Annotated in this window: 15 protein-coding genes; 10 read left to right on the plus strand and 5 right to left on the minus strand. The window is 40.5% G+C overall.

What is annotated here, in order from left to right; translation table 11 throughout:
• Window positions 1-43: 43 nt before the first annotated feature.
• The 7 genes from HY841_08485 to HY841_08515 are packed head-to-tail and all read left to right on the plus strand — an operon-like array spanning window position 44 to window position 9537.
• Window positions 44-553, plus strand: coding sequence for a phosphoribosyltransferase (locus HY841_08485; GenBank protein MBI4930783.1), 510 nt, complete (start codon window positions 44-46; stop codon window positions 551-553).
• On the plus strand, window positions 553-2715 hold the full coding sequence (gene cadA / locus HY841_08490) for a cadmium-translocating P-type ATPase (protein ID MBI4930784.1): 2163 nt from the start codon (window positions 553-555) through the stop codon (window positions 2713-2715). The genes HY841_08485 and cadA overlap by 1 nt, the downstream gene beginning before the upstream one ends.
• 13 nt (window positions 2716-2728) lie before the next feature.
• Window positions 2729-4294, plus strand: coding sequence for a hypothetical protein (locus HY841_08495; GenBank protein MBI4930785.1), 1566 nt, complete (start codon window positions 2729-2731; stop codon window positions 4292-4294).
• 5 nt (window positions 4295-4299) lie between these two features.
• Window positions 4300-5457, plus strand: a complete 1158-nt coding sequence (locus tag HY841_08500; protein MBI4930786.1) for a glycosyltransferase family 4 protein — start codon at window positions 4300-4302, stop codon at window positions 5455-5457.
• Window positions 5458-5459: 2 nt separating this feature from the next.
• Window positions 5460-6746 (plus strand): polysaccharide biosynthesis C-terminal domain-containing protein, encoded by a 1287-nt coding sequence (locus HY841_08505; protein MBI4930787.1) that lies wholly within the window; start codon window positions 5460-5462, stop codon window positions 6744-6746.
• Between the two features lie 14 nt (window positions 6747-6760).
• Window positions 6761-8782, plus strand: a complete 2022-nt coding sequence (gene asnB / locus HY841_08510; GenBank protein MBI4930788.1) for an asparagine synthase (glutamine-hydrolyzing) — start codon at window positions 6761-6763, stop codon at window positions 8780-8782.
• 2 nt (window positions 8783-8784) lie between these two features.
• Complete coding sequence (locus HY841_08515) at window positions 8785-9537, plus strand: glycosyltransferase (protein ID MBI4930789.1); 753 nt, start codon at window positions 8785-8787, stop codon at window positions 9535-9537.
• Window positions 9538-9608: 71 nt separating this feature from the next.
• On the opposite strand, the gene HY841_08520 is transcribed toward HY841_08515, so the two are convergent.
• Window positions 9609-10571, minus strand: a complete 963-nt coding sequence (locus tag HY841_08520) for a hypothetical protein (protein ID MBI4930790.1) — start codon at window positions 10569-10571, stop codon at window positions 9609-9611.
• 81 nt (window positions 10572-10652) lie between these two features.
• On the opposite strand from HY841_08520, the gene HY841_08525 reads away from it, so the two are divergent.
• Window positions 10653-11606, plus strand: a complete 954-nt coding sequence (locus HY841_08525) for a nitronate monooxygenase (GenBank protein MBI4930791.1) — start codon at window positions 10653-10655, stop codon at window positions 11604-11606.
• Here the strand turns inward: HY841_08525 and HY841_08530 are convergent.
• From HY841_08530 to HY841_08545, 4 genes are all read right to left on the minus strand, one after another.
• The gene (locus tag HY841_08530; protein MBI4930792.1) at window positions 11603-12232 is read right to left on the minus strand and encodes a riboflavin synthase; all 630 of its coding nucleotides are present in this window, start codon (window positions 12230-12232) and stop codon (window positions 11603-11605) included. The two genes, HY841_08525 and HY841_08530, sit on opposite strands and share 4 nt — an antisense overlap.
• Before the next feature lie 111 nt (window positions 12233-12343).
• Window positions 12344-15100, minus strand: a complete 2757-nt coding sequence (locus tag HY841_08535; protein MBI4930793.1) for a gliding motility-associated C-terminal domain-containing protein — start codon at window positions 15098-15100, stop codon at window positions 12344-12346.
• 475 nt (window positions 15101-15575) lie between these two features.
• Window positions 15576-15947 carry a hypothetical protein gene (locus HY841_08540; GenBank protein MBI4930794.1) on the minus strand — a complete coding sequence of 124 codons (372 nt, stop codon included), beginning with the start codon at window positions 15945-15947 and terminating at the stop codon, window positions 15576-15578.
• Window positions 15948-16134: 187 nt separating this feature from the next.
• Window positions 16135-17286, minus strand: a complete 1152-nt coding sequence (locus HY841_08545; GenBank protein ID MBI4930795.1) for a CofH family radical SAM protein — start codon at window positions 17284-17286, stop codon at window positions 16135-16137.
• Window positions 17287-17370: 84 nt separating this feature from the next.
• On the opposite strand from HY841_08545, the gene HY841_08550 reads away from it, so the two are divergent.
• Window positions 17371-18762: a leucyl aminopeptidase gene (locus HY841_08550; GenBank protein MBI4930796.1), complete on the plus strand. Its 1392-nt coding sequence runs from the start codon at window positions 17371-17373 to the stop codon at window positions 18760-18762.
• A gap of 102 nt (window positions 18763-18864) precedes the next feature.
• Window positions 18865-19911 (plus strand): 4-hydroxythreonine-4-phosphate dehydrogenase PdxA, encoded by a 1047-nt coding sequence (pdxA, locus tag HY841_08555; protein MBI4930797.1) that lies wholly within the window; start codon window positions 18865-18867, stop codon window positions 19909-19911.
• Window positions 19912-19917 lie beyond the last annotated feature (6 nt).

Here is a 19917-nt window from a genome sequence, read left to right on the forward strand (position 1 = left end):
CGAAAGTACGAAATTCGTATATTCGTTCTCTCAACCACGAGCAATGCCAAATAGTAAAACACTTATTCTTGATGCGCGACAAATTCAGCAGCGTATTAACAGAATCGCTTATCAGATTTACGAAAATAATTATCAAGAGAAAGAACTCATTATAGCAGGAATTACAAAGAACGGTTATACATTGGCAGAAAGAATTTCAGAAAAAGTAAAAGAAATTTCCTCCATCAAAGTAACGCTGGCTGAAATCATCGTGAATAAAAAAAATCCTCTTTCCGAAAATGTGAAAGTGAACTTGCATGAAAAAGAGTTGAAAGATAAAGTGATTATTGTGGTAGATGATGTATTGGAGTCTGGAAGAACTATGATGTATAGCATGGATCCTTTCCTCAAATATTCTGTGAAGCGACTCACTACTGTTGTGCTTGTTGACCGCGCTCACCATTCCTATCCTGTGAAAGCTGATTATGTCGGCATCTCTCTTGCCACCACTATGCAGGAACACATTTCCGTTGAACTGAATGGCGGGAAAAACGATGCTGTGTACCTGATGTGATGAATCATCACGGACATACTTACGAAAAAGAAACCCAGATTACTCTGCATGTTGAAGGAATGACCTGTGCGCATTGTGCCATGACGATTACAAAAGTTTTAGAAAACAATGCTGCTGAATATCCCAATGTAAATTACGCGACCGGAGAAGCAAGATTTTTCTTAGAGGATGAAAGCGGATTGAAAAAAATAATTGATGGAATTCAAAAAGCAGGATATAAAGTAATAAGTCAATCGGAAGTTGAAGCGCACGAGAAGGGACTTGCATCGGTAGAGAAAAAATTTCTTAGCACTATTCCGTTTACGATTCCGCTTTTTCTCTCTCATATGATTTTCAAGCACGACTTTGTGTTGAATCAGCCGCTTGTACAGTTAGTCATGTGCATTCCTGTTTTTATAATCGGCTTGATATACTTTGGAAAAAGTGCATGGAGTTCTGTTAAAGTTGGAGCGCCCAATATGGATGTGCTCATAATGATTGGTTCGGGTTCGGCATTTGTATACAGCATTATCGGATTGGTTCTTTTTTTTGGAACACATGAAGCACACAATTATTTATTTTTTGAAACCACAGCCACCATCATCACGCTTGTTCTGCTTGGAAATGTTATTGAACACCGCTCGGTGAAACAAACCACCAGCGCTATCAGCGAACTCACCAAACTTCAGACTTCCATAGCAAAAAAAGTAATGCTACATAACGGGCTGGAAATGATTTATGAAGTTTCAGTGAAAGAAATTCTTGTCGGAGACATTTTGATTGTAAACATGGGGGATAAAATACCTGTGGATGGTTCAATTCTTTCAGGAAATATTTCTGTGGATGAATCTATGATTACAGGAGAAAGTTTTCCTGTGGAAAAATCCAAAGGAGAAAAAGTCATTGGAGGAACCATCACTGTGAGCGGGAATATGCGGATGCTCGCTGAAAAAATCGGAAAGGAAACAGTTCTTTCAAAAATTATTGAGATGGTGAAGAACGCACAGCAAGCCAAACCTTCCATTCAAAAACTCGGAGATAAAGTCAGCAACATTTTTGTTCCGATAGTTTTAGGCGTTTCAGTTTTAACTTTTTTGATTTGTCATTTTGTTTTTGATATTTCCATTCAGAAATCTTTGATGAACAGCATTGCCGTGCTGGTAATTTCCTGTCCTTGCGCGATGGGACTGGCAACTCCCACAGCCGTAATGGTTGGAATCGGGCGAGCAGCAAAAAATGGAATTCTCATTAAAGGCGGAAGCTCTCTCGAAGAATTTGCGAAAGTGAAAAGCATAGTGTTCGATAAAACAGGAACGCTCACCACAGGCAATTTCAAAATAAAAAATATTGAAGCGAAGAACGGTTCTTCAAAAGAAGAAATTGAATCTGTTCTTTTTTACCTTGAACAACATTCTTCACACCCCATTGCAAAATCAATCGTGAATGAATTGAAAGGCAAATCATTTTACAAGATTTCTTTTGCCGAAATCAAAGAGATAAAGGGCATCGGCATTGAAGCAAAAACTTCTGATGGTATCATTTACAAAGTAGGTTCGCAACGACTGATTGCAGAATCTTCAGCAGATAAATCCCATTCTCTTTATGTTTTGAAAAATAATTTCCTGATGGGCGTTGTAGATATGAATGACGAAATAAAAGAAGGTTCAAAAGAAACTATTTCTTTTTTAAAATCCCTGAATATTAACCCAATTCTCCTCAGCGGAGATACAAAAAAACGCTGTGATGAAATTGCATTCGAACTTGGTATTAAAGAAGTTTACAGTGAACAGCTGCCCGATCAAAAACTCAACATGATAGATTCACTGACAAAGAATGGGCATATTGCAATGGTGGGAGATGGAATCAACGATGCGCCTGCGCTTGCAAAAGCATCTGTAGGGATTTCAATAGGGAACGCTACACAAGTTGCTATTCATTCATCGCAAATAATTTTATTGAATGAAAAGGATTTATTGCAATTACAAACTGCTTATCTTATCAGCAAACACACGCTGAAAACCATAAAGCAAAATCTTTTCTGGGCATTTTTTTATAATGTGGTTGCCATTCCGATTGCAGCAGCAGGATTTCTCAGCCCTATGATTGGCGCGCTTATTATGGCATTTTCAGATGTTGTTGTGATTGGAAATTCAATCCGCTTAAAGTTGAAAAAACTTTCCTGATGATGTTTTTTATATGAAAGTGCAAAAGGATATATTCATCGTATTGTTGGTATATGTATTACTTGCAATCATTTTATTTCCTCACTATAAGTATTTTGTAGATTCTCCTGATGCGCTGCAATATCTTGTCATTGCGAAAAAATATTCTGTAGGGAATTTTACAGAAGCCATGAACAGTTTCTGGAGTCCTCTTTTCTCATGGCTTTTATCAATTTTAATATTGAGCGGGATTGAGCCTATTGTACTTGCCAAAGTATTGCAATTAGTAATTGGAGGTTTTGTATTACTTGGAATCAACAGACTGCTTTCAAGCAGCAATAACAGATTTATTTATTATTCAATAATGTCTGCCGTTCTTATTTTCATTCTCAACTGCGTGCTTTTGGTTTTAACTGCAGATTTGATATTTCTTGCGTTATCAATTTGGCTCGGTGTTATTTTGAATAAAAAAACATTTTACTTTGGAAAAAGGATTTCATTTATAATTATTGGAACAATGGGCGCATTACTATATTTTTCAAAGGGCATTGGATTTTCTTTTTTCTTAGTAACATTTTCCGCTTACAATTTATTATTATACTTCAAAAAAGAGTCTCCTGTCAAAACTATATTGATAAAATATGTGCTGACGTTATTTGTCTTTTTGGGGATTTCATCTGTTTGGATTTATTTAATAAGCAATAAGGAAAATAAATTTGTTATTTCTTCTGCTGCTTCCTATAATTTGAATGTTATCAACCCTTTTATCAACCCCGATGTTTTTTCAGAAATAAGACACCCGTATTCGAGGCAAGGACTCACCCCACCTCCTAGTGAATCATCATTATGTGCATGGGAAGAGCCGCAAAAAATGTTTTTGGTTCAGTGGTCTCCATTTACAAGTTCTGAAAATTTTATTCATTATTTGTTAGTGATTGGAAAAAATTTGCTGAGCATACGTTCATTTTATTTTGGATTAGATGCGGGAACTGTTTTATGTATTTCTCTGCTGTTATTATGGTTTTATGGGAAAGAAGATGTTAAAAATATTTTTACAAATAATCTGACATTGTTTGTTTTATGTATTTGCTGCACTTTTCCATACGTTTTTCTTTTAGTAATGGAAAGATATCTTTGGATTAACACGGTTGCAATCGCAATACTTTCTTATTATTCTTTTCATAGACTCATTGAAAGAAATAAAAAAGTAGGAATATTATTTTTATCCATTTTCCTCTTTCTTTTTGTCAAAAATCCTTTGATTGAATTTAGAAAATATTATAATGAGCACGTAGCAATTTATAATGAGAAAGCAGAAGTAACAAAATTTATTTCGGGAGAAACTGCCTCTCTTTTTTCATCAAATGAAAATCCAGATGTGCATTACGCTAAATCAGCTCTTGTTAGTTATTTGGCAGATAGAAAATACTTCGGCATGCTCTGCGTTCCTGAACAAGGCAAAAACATTGCACAAGAATTACAAAAATTCAATATCAGGTATTTATTGTCTTGGGATAGCTCTTTGGTTGTTCCTGATTCAATATATTCGAACGAAAAAATAATTCCTGAAATCGAATTAAAAATTTATCAACTGAAATAACTTGTGTGAAAAAAAACCTTAAAATACTTTTCATTCCCAGGTGGTATCCTGACAGAAACGACCCGTTAAAAGGCATTTTCATCAGACGCCATGCCTTGTCAGTTGCATTGAAGCATAAAGTTGCTGTTCTTTTTGTTAACGCTGATCCTGAAATGAAAAATAAAATTTATGATTCTGAATTTTCTGTTGAAGATGGAATATCAACTGCAAGGGTATATTACAATAACTCAGCACCATCCTTCATCAAATTTTTCCGTTACTTAAAATCCTGCAGATTGGGAATAAAAATTATTAAAGAAAAATTCGGAACGCCCGATATTTCCCATATTCATGTTTTAGCAAGAACTTTTTTTATAGCGTATTATTATAAAATGTTTAACAACACTCCATATATCATTACCGAACAATGGTCAGGTTATTTACCTGAAGATGGTTCCTATAAAGGATTTTTGAAAAAGTGGCTTACCAAACTTGCTGTGCGAAAAGCAGATGGCGTTACTGTCGTAAGCAAAAGTTTGAGGGATGCAATGATTACATATAAATTAAATAACGTATATCACATTATTCCAAATGTTGTAGATATAAACCAATTTCATCCAGCGCCTGAAAAAAAGTTGAAAGAAAAATTTACACTGCTCACAGTTGCCGATATGGATGATAGAGCGAAAAATATATCCGGCACAATTAGAGTAATAAAAAAAATATCTTTTTTAAGAAATGATTTTGAATATCATATAATCGGAGATGGTGCAGACATGAAGGAGATGGAAAAGCTTGCTGTGGAAAATAAATTATTGAATAATTTTATTTTTTTTCATGGTGCAAAAAAATCTTCTGAAGTAGCTGAAGCAATGAGAAACGCAGATGCATTTATTTTGTTCAGCAATTATGATAATATGCCAAGCGTGATGACAGAATCACTGGCTAGCGGGCTGCCTGTAATTGGCTCTGCCATTCACGGCATGATGGAGCATATTAATAATGAGTTGGGAATATTGGTTCCTCCCTGTGATGAAAATGCACTCTGTGATGCTATTCAGGCAGTTTTGAAAAAAACAAAAATGTTCAATGCAGATTATTTGAGAGAATATGCAATGAATAATTTCAGTTATAATGCTGTTTCAGAAAAATTCGACAACGTATATAAAGAAGTGATTCTGTAAAAATGTTTAAAAAAATCGTATCAACAATTTTTGCGCGCACATTACTTGCAGGTTTGACATTTGCTCTCGCTATCGTTACTTCGCAGTATTTGGGGCCTGAGGGAAAAGGCGATGCAAGTTTATTTATGCTCAATCTTACGATTGTTCAACTGATAAATAATTTTGTTGGAGGACCCTATCTTGTTTACCTTGTCCCAAGAAATAACATCATGCATCTTCTTTTGCCATCCTATGCATGGGCGTTTATTTCTTCCATCACCGCGCCACTTATACTCGTTCTTCTGCATTTATCTGATGCAGATTCCTGCAGACATCTTATCATGATTTCATTATTATATTCTGTTATTACAATCAATACCATGATTATGATGGGAAAGGAAGAAGTGCACAAATGTAATCTCACTGCTTTGCTTCAATCATTTACAATGATCGCGTGTTTTGTTTTTTATCTTGAAATTTATGGCATGAAAAATTTATCAGCCTATATTAATGCCCTTTATTTTTCATCATCCATTGCTCTTATTTTGAGTTTTGTTTTTATTATTAAACATCTTCAGAAAATCTCATTCAAAAATATAACTGTAACTTTTTATGAAACATTGAAAAGTGGATTTGTCGTGCAGGCGGGAAACATTGCGCAAATGTTCAATTACCGCTTAAGTTTTTATCTGGTAGATAAATTTCATGAAGAGGGAAGAAAAGAAGTTGGAATTTATTCAATCGCTGTTTCTGTTGCAGAGGCATTATGGCTCATCAGCCAGAGTGTGGCTCTTATTTTGTATTCCAGAATTTCAAACTCAGATGACAAACAATATTCTCGAAAACTTACAGTGATTTTAGTAAAAATTGTATTTCTTAGCACGATCGTTTGCACCGGCATTTTGCTTTGTATGCCTGCATCCTTGTTTGCATTTGTTTTTGGAGAGGGTTTTGGCGGGATAAAAGCCGTTCTTTTTCCCCTCAGTGTAGGTATAATTATTTTTTCTGCAGGAATAATATTCAGCGCCTACTTTGTTGGCATAGGTAAACCAAAAGTAAGTGTTTTCGCTTCCATGATTGGGTTTTGCATAACATTGGCATTAGGATTTATTTTGATTCCACGGTATGGCATGATGGGGGCTGGAATTACAGCGAGCGCATCTTATACGAGCGGAGTAGTTTATCAGTTTATCATGTTTATGAAAGAAGCAGAAGAGGTGCACCTTCGTGATTTTATTTTTACACGAAATGATTTTAATGTTGTTTATCTGGAAATGAAAAATATTTTTTTTTCGAAACAAACTCAATAGGTTTTGGTCTTATCATGTGTGGCATTACTGGCATAATCAATCTTAACGAAAGCGTTCGGGATATCCCTCTTCATATTAAAACGATGACGGATACGCTACGACACCGAGGTCCTGACGGAGAAGGTTTTTTATTTCACGGAGATTCTAAAATGGTTTCAGCATATGGAAAGGAAACACCTGCAAACGTTATTGAATCTGCCCTTACTTATTCTCCGAAAATTTCTGTTGAGAATGTTCCTATAGAAAATATTCGTTTTGCTTTTGGTCACAGAAGGTTATCTGTTATTGATGTTTCTCCTGCAGGACATCAGCCGATGTGTGATGCTGAAAAAAAAATCTGGATTATTTACAACGGTGAAATTTACAACCATATAGAACTTCGCGTAGAGTTGTCTGATAAAGGATTCTCTTTCCGGACAAATACAGACACGGAAGTTATTTTACAATCCTATTTGCATTGGGGAGAAAATTGTGTGAATCATTTCAACGGAATGTGGGCGTTTGTGATTTTTGACAGCGAAAAAAATATTTTATTCTGTTCGCGCGACAGGGTGGGAGTGAAGCCTTTCTATTATTACAAGGACGAGAATGTTTTTGCTTTTGCATCTGAGCAAAAAGCACTGCTAAAGCTTCCGTTTGTTCATACAGCGATAAATCGCAAAGCGGCATCCGCATTTCTTGTCGGAGACATACAATATATCGAAAGAGGAGAAGAGAATATGTTCAAAAATATTTTTGAGCTGATGCCAGCGCACAACTTCTGGATAAATTTGAAAACAGGGGAATTGGCAAAATGGAATTATTATAACCTTAAAGCAAACACGCTTTGTTCATCATTTGGTGAAAATAAATTCTCAGAATACCGTGATGAAACGGAGAGACTTCTTGTCGATTCTGTACAACTCAGATTGCGTTCTGATGTTCCTGTGGGTTCATGCCTTAGCGGTGGCATTGACAGTTCGGCCATCGTAAGCATCATGGGAAAATTAATCAGCACAGGACATAAAGTAAATCTTGGAGACAAGCTGAATGTATTTACACTGAAGTTTGAAGAAAAAGATATTGATGAAAGTCCATGGGCAAAATATGTGGTTGACCAAACAAATGCAGAATGGAATTTAGTCCGCCCCACTGCAGTTGATTTGCTAAAAGATTTCCACGACATGAATTATGCACAGGACACTCCTGTTTGTTCGACAGGAACTTACGGACAATTTCAGCTAATGCGCAGAGCAAAGGAAAAAAACATAAAAGTTATTCTTGATGGACAAGGAGGCGATGAATTATTCGGAGGGTATCTGTCACATTCTATGGTATTCTGGAAAGAACTTTTACGCAATGGGCAGATTAAAAAACTTTTTTCCGAAACATCTGCAGATGGAAAAGCAATGTTCAATTTTAAGCAAATGAGTAAAAACTTTTTCAGAAAACAATTTATATCATTAACGCCCCCTTCTTTGCAGGAGTCATTTTATAAATCTTATTTCAGTCAAAATGGTTTTTTAAATAAAAGTGTTATACGTGAGTATGTCAATACAAGCACTGGGCTGGCAGAGATGGATGTAAACACATCCACTTCGCTTAACGAAGCGCTTTTGAAAGATTTTACAAATACACGCCTGAAAATGTATCTCAAATACGAAGATCGTTCATCCATGTGGCATTCCATTGAGGCGCGAACTCCTTTTGCCGATGACCATAAGCTTGTGGAATATATTTTCAGCATTCCAGGGACATATAAAATTCATAATGGAGTAAATAAACATTTACTTCGCGAAGCAATGAGAAATTACCTTCCGAAAGAAATCAAGGAAAGAAAAGACAAACTTGGCTTTGTTACCCCGATAGATAAATGGATGAAGCAGATTCAGAATGAATGCCTCGACTTTTTTGACGATTCAGTGAAAGATTTTATTGATGTACAAAAACTAAAAAACAATCCCCGTAAGTTTTTCAGCATTTCAAATCATACAGATGGCGTGCGTGTATTCAGAATGATAAGTTTTGCCGTATGGAAAAAATTATTTAATCTGTAATAATGAAAGTTTCCATTATCACTGTTTGTTATAATGCAGAAACAACGATTGAGTCTGCCATTCAATCCGTGCTTCAACAGAGTTATAGCGATATTGAATATATTATTGTTGATGGAAATTCCACCGACAAAACAATTTCAATAATTGAAAAATATAAGAATAGAATTTCAAAGCTCATTGTTGAAAAAGACAGTGGAATGTATTTCGCTATTAATAAAGGAATAAAATCTGCTTCGGGAGATGTTGTTGGCATTTTGAATGCAGATGATTTTTATGTGAATGAAAAAATAATTTCTCTGATTGTGAAAGAGTTTCAGTTAAAACAAACCGACTGCGTTTATGGAGATTTGCAATATGTGGCAAAAGATAATTCGCAAACAATTTTCAGATACTGGAAATCACAGCCATATAATCCAAAACTTTTTCTCAAAGGGTGGATGCCCCCGCACCCAACATTTTTCGTAAGGAGAAACTGCTATGAAAAATTCGGATTGTTCAATACTTCCTTTTCTATTGCTGCTGATTATGAACTCATGCTCCGGTTCCTGTATAAGAACAAAATCTCATCTTCCTATATTCCGGAAGTGCTGGTGAAAATGAGAACAGGCGGAAAGAGTAACGTTACCCTGATAAGCCGAATAAAAGCGAATCGTGAAGATAAAGCAGCATGGAAAATAAACGGATTAAAGCCGGCACCGTTCACTTTTATTGCAAAGCCGCTTTCAAAACTGAGACAATTTTTTCCCCACCCCTAAAGGGAGTAAGTTATTTTCGGCTGAGAAAAATTTCTTTTCTTGTTTTCACCCTTTATGGAAAGGGAATACTTTTAGAACTTGGCGCGAATGGTACGTTTGGTATATTTCTTCCCCTTGAAATAAGATTTATACTTTGTCTTGGCAAACCTGCTTCTTCCTTTCAGCACGTAACTCGCGTTAATGGTAGTGCTCAGGTAAGAATCATTGTGCGTAGGGTCGCCACGTTTAGGATACACTTTGGTTCCATTTTCAATATGCGGATAATAATTTCTGGGATCAGGGAGCGAATTATCATCGTATGTTAACTCAGGATTGCGGTTGGCAAGATCAATGGCTGTTTGATTGCCGGCAAAAACAGAGGGGTCAACATAGTTCGTACTAACATCATCAAGATAATCCGTGAAAGTTGTTCTCCAGTTAAGCTCCCATCCGATGCGGTATATTTTGCTGATGGTAAAAAAGAATCCTGCTCCTGCGGGAACGGCAATCTGAAATTTTCCATAAACTTTTGGAGCGCCTGCAACAAGTCCCTGACCTTCTGTATGCAATGGGGCTAATGCAACCCAGCTTCCGTTATATTGTGCTTTGGGGTTATTATACAATCCTGCGAATCCGGTAAAAATATATGCCTTGAAATCATTGCGGTAGCGATAGGTTCTTCCCAGATCGGCAACATCATAAAACATATACTGACCGGTAACGCTTGCTTCATAAATATCATTTCTGAAACTAAGGTTTCTTCCCGTTCTGCCGGGATTGGTAGAAAATTTATCTGCTCCTGAAATCCGGTTCCAGGCAAGGCTGGTTCTGATATAAATATCAGGATTGATTTTATATCGGGCAAATCCTCCTACCGCACTTCTTGTCTGCGATAGTTTTAAATCAAGAATGAAATCTCTTCGTGTTTTTTCTTTTCCTCCGATTTCACCCAGATAATTTGCAGCGCCAAGGTTCACTCCGAAATCCCATTTATACTGAGAAAATCCCAGCGTGGAAAAGGAAAGAATAAAACAGGAGAAAACTATTTTTTTCATTGTAAACATTCAGATACAGCTTGAACGGAATTTTCGTTTACTTTGTTTCAGTTATTACAACTACAAAGATATAAATTTTATATGAAGAACAAAATCTGCAATTTATTAGGAATTCAGTACCCTATTATACAGGCAGGAATGATCTGGACCAGTGGCTGGCGGTTGGCTTCAGCCGCTTCAAATTCAGGTTGTTTAGGACTGATTGGTGCGGGCTCCATGCACCCCGATGTTTTGCGCGAACATATTCAGAAATGCAAAAAAGCGACCACTCAACCTTTCGGAGTTAACGTGCCCATGCTTTATCCTGAGATAGAAAAGATAATGAATATCATTGTGGAAGAAGGTGTGAAAGTTGTTTTCACTTCTGCCGGAAACCCGAAAACATGGACGGGCTGGCTGAAGGAGCGAGGAATAAAAGTAGTGCACGTGGTAGCCAGCGTAAAGTTTGCGCAGAAGAGCGAAGAGGCAGGATGCGATGCGGTGGTGGCGGAAGGTTTTGAAGCAGGCGGGCACAACGGGCGCGAAGAAACTACCACGATGGTTCTGATTCCGATGGTGAGAGAAAAAATAAAACTCCCGCTCATTGCCGCAGGTGGAATTGCCACCGGCAGGCAAATGCTTGCGGCACTTGCTCTGGGCGCGGACGGAGTGCAGATCGGCTCACGCTTTGCGGCTTCAGAAGAATCTTCGCTTCATGCCGGCTTTAAAAAGAAAATCACTGAACTGAATGAAGGCGATACGCAGCTCTCCCTGAAAAAATTAGGTCCTGTGCGGGTAGTGAAGAATAAATTTTTTATGCAGGTGCAGGATGCCGAAGACAAAGGCGCGTCAACGGAAGAACTGAAAACTATTTTAGGAAAAGCCCGCGCAAAAAAAGGAATGTTTGAAGGAGATTTGGAAGAAGGCGAACTGGAGATAGGGCAGGTGAGCGCCATGCTGAAAGAAATTAAACCGGTGAAAAGAATTGTGGAGGAAATTATTGCGGAATATGAATTTTCGAAGAAGGAAATTTGTGAAAGGGGAGAGAGTTCTTAGGAAAGGCGGGAAGAAAGAATCTTTTCAATGTGCTTGCCGAGAATATCAAACTCGATGTTTGCTTTATCGCCTTTCTTCAGAGAAGAAAAATTGGTGTGCTTGAATGTATGTGGAATGATTGCCACTGAAAAGGAAGCCCCCTCTAAATCTCCCCCGTTAGGGGAGGTGTCAACAACAGTAAGAGATACGCCATTTATGCAAATGCTTCCCTTTTCAATTATCAGATTTGAGACTTGAGACTTGGAGTTTGAGACTTGGAATTTGAAACTCCAGCTTCCCTTTTCTTTCTTGATTGCATTCACCTCTGCCATGCAATCCACATGCCCCTGCACAAAATGCCCGTCCAGCCTATCACCGATTTTTAATGAGCGTTCAAGGTTTATCCTATTTCCTTTTTTTAATAAGCCAAGATTGGATTTATCGAGAGTTTCTTTAACCGCTGTTACAGTATAATTTTTCCTGGAAGAAGAAATGTTTTCTACGGTGAGGCACACTCCGTTGTGCGCAACGCTTTGCCCGATTTTTAATTCCTTCGCAAAAGCACATTCAATCCCGAACCTGAGATTGGATTTATCCTTCTCAATAGAAATTACTTTTCCTGTGGCTTCTATAATTCCTGTAAACATGGTACGGATAACCCTTCGACTACGCTCAGGGTAAACTTGACTGCGAATATACGAATTACAAAAAATGCGGATAAGTTCCCTCTCCTTCAGGAGAGGGTTAGGGTGAGGCAATTACTTGCTGAGCAAATGCACATTGCCTACCAGCGAGCGGGGAATGATTCCTTTGAGGCGGATGTCATTCACAATGCAGGCATAAAAGTACACTCCATCTGAACATTGCATTTTTGTCTGTGCGCTTTTTCCATCCCACATTATTTCAGGGTCGGCAGTGCGGAACACTTCCGTTCCCCATCGGTTGTAAATCTTAATGTCAATATCCTTTACATATTTATACGGATGCAGGGGAGTGAAGAAATCGTTTGACCCGTCCCCGTTCGGAGTGAACACATTGGGGAGTTCATAGTAAGGGCAATTGTCAATGCAAACCAGGTTGCTGAAAGCGCTTTCGTTGCTGAATGAATCCACCGAAGTGACCGCGTAGCATCCCGCAATGGATGACAAACTATCATCAATAAATGTGGTAGTGTTTATGTTGAAAATAGTATCGAGCACTGAAAAATCATCGTCTTCAACAGGCGAATAATAGAGGATGTAATACAGCGCGTCATCGCAGCAGGAGTTGTTCGGGTTGTTCCACGTTAAAATATTTCTTGATAAGTCGCAGCTTGAATCCACCGCCAGCGAAACAGGGCAGGGCGGAGTCAGGTCAACAGGCGCGCAGCAAAGTTCCTGAGACCAGTTGATGAGCGGCTTTGGAAGCGTGGTGTCAATGTATGCGCCAGTGCTTTTCACCTTGTAGCAATACGTTATTCCGTTGCCCAGCCCCGTATCGGTAAATGTTTGCAAAGTAGTGGTGCCGATAGAATCCCACACAGAGCCGTTGAATTTATAAATGTCATACCGGTCATTTGACCATGGCACCTGCTCGTTCCAGGTGATTTGAATCTGATTATCGTTCGGATGGCAGGTTAAAAACACCGAAGAAGCGCTTTGCGCATAGCAGGATGAAGTACTTGTTCCGTGATAAAAGTCAACGCGGTACTTGTAGGGTTTGGTTTGCGTAGTGAGGAACGAATCAAGATAAGTAGTATCCAGCGCGGCAAAGAAGGGGCTGGAGAATGTTTTTATCAGAGAAAGAGGAGCAGACCCGGCAGCGCGCATCAGTTCAAATTTATAAGGACCTGGATTCAGTATAGTATCAAAATCCGTAGCGCTCACGAGCGGCTTCACCCATTTTATATTTATCACTCCGTTGGTGGTGCCTGTGTTTTTCACATCCACATTGGTGATAATGGGCATGTCGCGCACCAGGTGTTTGCACACAGGGTCGGAGGCATAACTTTCGGCACCGTCAATATAAGTTGCTGTTACGCGGTAGGAATAATCATTGCCCGGCACCAGCCCCAAGCCCCCGTTGTTATCGGTGTAAGAAGTGGTGGCGTTTGATACGGTGGCTATCAGCGTGTATCCCCACAAAGGCGGAACGCCTGTTACGCAGTTGCCTGCCGTGTTGGTATCGCAGCCGATCCTGCGGTATATTTTGTATTTGTAAAGATAATTCCCCGATTGGTTATTGCAGGGAGCGGTGTTCCAGCTCAGAAGCATTTTGGCGCAATCAGGACCGGCAGCAAGGTTGGCGGGTGCGGGCGCAATCACCCGTATGAAAAATGATTCGTAATCCGTAAGCGGAACGGCAGGACTATCAGGCGCACCGTCATCCACCGCTTTGAAGGTTACAAGGTAGGGCTGCTGCCTCACCTGGCTGCAGGTGGGAGTCCATGAAAAAATTCCGGTAACCGGAGTTGCTGGCGGAATAAATGATGTGGTAAAGGTGGCAGAAGGTGTTGTGTTGAACGGACCTCCTGTGACGGTAAAGGATTGAATGCCGTCAAGCTGAATAACGTCAGTAGCCGTAACCGTGAGCGTAAGATTTGTATTTGCCAGAATACAGGTATCATCCACAGGTGAAATTACGGGAGGGTCGTTCTGGCAATTGCATACTCTTATTTGCATGTCTCTTCTCACTGTGCCGATTAAAGAGCGATGATGTGTCCATTTATTTAACGCCCACTCTTCAACATCAATTGCAAAATTATATTCATCACAGTCAGGAGGGCTGATAACTGCCGGAGGAACATTCCACACAAAATCCCCGGTATAAGGGTCAAGCGAAACGCCCGAAGGAATATAATAGCCGGGAATCGGAACGCCTCTATCTTCAAAACACACACCAAGTTTATATGACAAACTATCTCCGTCAATATCGGATGCGCCCGGGTTATGAATAAAAATTTTTCCCGCACAAGCCCTGTCAACCGGAGGATTGGAAAAGGTGGGAGAGCTATTGCACTGTGGCATCCCATAAGCAGAAGAGATTTTCAGGGTATCCTGTATGCTGAAAGGAATGTCGCCATTACCGGGCGGCATGTTCACTATTCCAGTATTACGGTTGGCATCGGTCATGGAAAGAATGTAAGTTCCCGGACCCGAATACGTATGAGTGGTTGTGTAAACATTTTTTTTAATGTTCAATGAAACTAAACTGGGAGAACCAATGTTCCATTCCCCCATGTGGTGAGTGTTCCCGCTTCCGCAGGAGCAGCCTGAAGCATTCCAATAATCTGTTGAGGGGTCGCCCGGTTCAAAATTGCTTCTGCAAACCACAGCCGTGTCGCCAACTCCTCCTCCAAAATTTATGGTGAGCATGCATCGGTCTGCCGGGTCGCTGCTTCCTTTTGTATAAGTTGTTATTGTAATTGAATAAGTATATCCTCCCAAACATTCGAAAGTAATTTCACCTGCTCGCTCGTGAGTGGCGAAAGAGAAATAAGAAAGAATAGAAAAAAGTATGGTAAAGATTCTTTTCATGCTGAACAGTACATCAAAAATAGTACAATAGTGGAATGAACAAACTAATGTACGGAATATTTCACTGCGGGTAAAATAAAAAAGCCCTCTGATTTATACCAAAGCAACCGGGCTTTCCGAAATGTTGAAGTCCCAAGTTCCAAATTCCAAGCCCCAAATTCCAAGGTCGTATCCCCAAGGGAGAAAAGAAAGGCAGCCCTAACCCTAAAGGGGACAAAGACAAAAACCAAAATCCTTCACCCTTTAGGGCGGAGGCAGGGATTTAGGGCAAAGTGTGCGTCAGTCTAGTTCTACGAGGTTTCCTGTGGGTAGAGATTTATAGTAGAACTGTAAATTGAATAACGAACATTTGAACATTTGAACTAAGAACATTCGAAGTGAATGTATTTTACTTCTGACTTCGTTATTCAAATGTTCTATTGTTCTATTGTTCATTTTTTAGTTTACCCACAACAAACATAGTAGAACCTAAGTCTTAATACAGCTTAATGGTCTTGCTCACCTGCTTGCCTTCTTCCAGTTTAACAAGGGCGCTGCCGGCAGTAAGCGTGCTGGTGGAAATGGGCGTGATGTCTGCCTGCAAAATGGCGGGGAGTTTAAACGTGAAGGATACAGAACCTGCGGCATCGGTCACACCGGTTTGGTCCTGAATGTTAAGGTTTCCGTTTGTTCCCGGGGGAGGATACAAATGCACCGTTGCAGAAAAAACCGGAGAGCTGTTGTTGCCATCCACCACGTTTATCACCACATCGCATTCTTTATTCCGCTGGCATGAAAAAGAAAAAGCCAGCATAAATACAGAGAGGCATGCAATGAAAACATAAGCAGGGTATCGGCTTGATTGCATGAGTATATTTTTTATCCTTTACAAAGGCGAGGCAAAGATAAATATTACTTGCACGTGTGCAACAAAAAAATAAGTCCCAAGCATCAAGCCCCAAGTTCCAAGTCCCAAGAAACAGCCAGCATCGGCTGTTCCCTTGGAATTTGGGTCTTGGAATTTGGAACTTGGGACTTGGGAACTTTCGGGGGACTCAGTAATTCACCACCTGCTCCACTGTTTCCTGCGGAAGAATGCGGTATTCATACTGCTGGTTTCTCAACTGAGGTTCAAAACCCGCTTCGCGGATGGCATCTTGTATGGTTTTAAAAGTGAAGCGGTGAGGTGCGCCTGCCGCGCTAACCACATTTTCTTCCAGCATAATACTTCCGAAATCGTTGGCGCCTGCGTGTAAACTTAGCTGAGCGGTTTCTTTTCCCACCGTGAGCCATGATGCCTGAATGTTAAGAATGTTCGGAAGCATGATGCGGCTCATCGCAATCATGCGGATGTATTCTTCGCCTGTGGTACTGTTTTTTACCCCGCGCACTTCGGCAAGAAGCGTGTCCACATCCTGAAATGTCCATGGAATGAAAGCGAGAAATCCTTTTGCGTGTTTCGGCTTTTCGTTTTGCACTTCACGAAGCCAAACCAAATGTTCAAATCGTTCATACAGCGTTTCCACATGCCCGAACATCATGGTGGCTGATGTGGTGATATTAAGTTTGTGCGCGGCTCGCATCACATCCAGCCATTCTTTACCTCCGCATTTTCCGTTGGAAATTAATCTGCGCACGCGGTCATTCAGAATTTCCGCGCCTGCACCGGGGAGAGAATCCAATCCGGCTTCCACCAGAGCTTTCAGCACTTCGGTGTGCGTGGATTTTTCCAACTTGGTGATGTGCGCCACTTCGGGCGGACCGAGCGAATGCAATTTTAACTTCGGATAAAGTTTTTTTAGTGAAGAAAATAAATCGGTATAGAATTTTAATCCGAGTTCAGGGTGATGTCCACCCTGCAACAGCAACTGGTCTCCTCCCCATCGGAAGGTCTCTTCAATTTTTTTCTTATACGTTTCAATATCGGTGATGTACGATTCAGCGTGTCCCGGAATGCGGTAGAAGTTGCAGAACTTGCAGTTGGCAATGCACACATTGGTGGTGTTTAGGTTTCGGTCTATCTGCCAGGTAACAATGTGTTCGCTTCCCTGCCTGCCGGCAGGCAGGGCTTTCTTCTGAATTTTTCTCAGCTCATTCGCCACATACATCAGTTCGGAAATAGTCGCCTTCTCAAAGAGAAAAACTCCTTCTTCAATGGAAAGAAATTCAAACTGCAGCGCGCGTTTAAGAAGGGAATCACTATTCATATTTTCTCTACATTTACCCTCTCAAAAATAAGAATTAATATGACGCTCATTAAGAAAGGACCCGTTCCGTCAGAGAACGAAAACATGGTGGTGCTGTGTAAAAGGAATTCTTCGCTTGAAGGATTCGGTTTGTCATCTTCCGAAATGGAGTATGCGAAAATGGAATTCGAAAAGAAGGACAAAAAACTTGTCGTTATCAACCAATTGAGGCGAGTGGTGATTCTTTCGCTGCTGGTTAAAAAAGAAAAAGAAGCGCTCACGCTGGAGGTCTGCCGGAAAGCGGGAGATAAAATAGCCATCTATCTCAACGATGCGAAAAAAGAATCCATCGTTGTTGTGGATGCCATTGGCGATGCAAAAGCAATCCTCGCTCTTGCTGAAGGAATCGCGCTCGGCAATTACCAGTTCATCAAATACAAGACAAAAGATTTTCAGAAAGATAAATTTACCCTCAGAAATATTTTCGTCAACAGCAAAAAAGTAAATGTAAAAGATGTTGAACGCTTGCAGATTTCGGTGGATGCGGTTGGAGAAGCAAGAACCTTGGTGAACGAACCCGTCAGCACACTCAACGCGACACAACTTGCAAAAGAATTTCAGCGATTGGGAAAGGAAGCGGGATTCAAAGTGACCGTGTTTGATAAAGCAAAAATCACTTCGCTCGGGATGGGCGGACTGCTGGCTGTGAATTTAGGAAGCGTTGATCCGCCCACCTTCACCATCATGGAATGGAAACCCAGCCGCCATAAAAATAAAAAACCGATTGTGCTCGTAGGAAAAGGTGTGGTGTACGATACGGGCGGATTGAGTTTGAAGCCCACACCCAATTCCATGGACTACATGAAGTGCGACATGGCGGGCTCTGCCGCTGTGGGAGGAACGATGTACGCCATCGCGAAAGCAAAACTTCCGGTGCATGTGATAGGTTTGGTTCCTTCAACGGATAACCGCCCCAGTGGAAACGCGTATGCACCCGGTGATGTAATAAAAATGTATGACGGGCAAATGGTGGAAATGCTCAACGCGGATGCGGAAGGAAGAATGATTCTTGCCGATGCGCTTGCGTATGCGAAGCAATATAACCCTGAACTCGTGATTGACCTGGCAACGCTGACAGGCGCTGCAATCGCTGCTATCGGAACTTTCGGAATGGTGGCGATGGGAACAGCAAGCGAAACGCAGAAAAATAAATTGAAAGCCAGCGGAAACAATGTACACGAGCGCCTGGCAGAATTTCCTTTCTGGGAGGAATATGATGAGCTTATCAAATCCGATATTGCCGACATGAAAAATATTGGCGGTGCGTACGGAGGCGCCATCACAGCAGGGAAATTTCTCGCGCGCTTCATTGATTATCCATGGATTCATCTTGACATTGCCGGTCCCGCATTTCTCACCGTGAAAGATTCCTATCGCGGAAAAGGCGGAACGGGAACGGGAGTTCGTCTTCTTTTCGATTTTCTTAAAAATTATTAAGAACTCAAATCATGAATATCGAACAAGGAATATCGAATGTTGAAGTAAATTAAAAACTTCGGTGTTCAGCATTCCTTGTTCAGTATTCGATATTCAAAAAATATGTCTTCAGAAAAAATAAAAGTTGGCATCACGCAGGGCGACCCGAACGGAATCGGGCTGGAAGTTATTATTAAAACTTTTATGGATACTTCCATGCTGGAAGTTTGCACGCCTGTTCTTTTCGGCTCGCAGAAAACTTTTTCTTTTCATCGCAAGGCAATGAATGTGGAAATACGCTTCAATCAGATACGAAGCGCTGAGCAGGCAATGCAAAGACAGCTCAATATTTTAAATGTGTACGAAGAAGAAATTCCGATTGAGTTCGGCACTTCCACTCAAACAGCAGGAAAATATGCTTTGAAGTCAATTGGCGCTGCCTGCGAAGCATTGGAGCAAAAGAAAATTGATGTGCTGGTAACGGCACCCATCAACAAGCATAACATTCAGTCAGAACAGTTTCAGTTCAAAGGGCACACCGATTATTTGGAGAATCGTTTTAAAAACGATGCGCTCATGCTGATGTGTTCTGATAAATTCCGCGTTGGCGTGGTGACCGGGCATGTTCCGCTTGCGAATGTTTCCGCCATCATCAACCAGGATAAAATAGTTAATAAAATAAAACTGCTCAACAAATCTCTCCTGGAAGATTTCGGAATACGCAAACCAAAAATCGCTGTGCTCGGATTAAATCCGCACGCAGGAGATAACGGAACAATCGGTGGCGAAGAAGCAGTGGTGATTGTTCCCGCTATCGCGAAAGCGAAAAGCGAAAACATAATGGTGATGGGACCGTATTCCGCTGACGGGTTTTTCGGAACCGCGATGCACATGAAATTCGATGCGGTGCTCGCCATGTATCACGATCAGGGACTGGTTCCGTTCAAGGCGCTCGCGTTTGATTCAGGAGTGAATTACACAGCAGGACTTCCGGTCATCCGCACTTCTCCCGACCACGGAGTGGGTTACGACATTGCCGGGCAAAACAAAGCCAGCGAAACATCTTTCCGCTCGGCAGTGTATCTTGCCTGCGATATTTTCAGAACGAGAAAAGGAGAAAAAGAAATTTACGCCCACCCGCTCAGATCATATTCTCAGGAAAGGGAATAATTTTTT

Source organism: Bacteroidota bacterium, from assembly GCA_016213405.1.
In the GTDB taxonomy this organism is placed as follows: domain Bacteria; phylum Bacteroidota; class Bacteroidia; order Palsa-948; family Palsa-948; genus Palsa-948.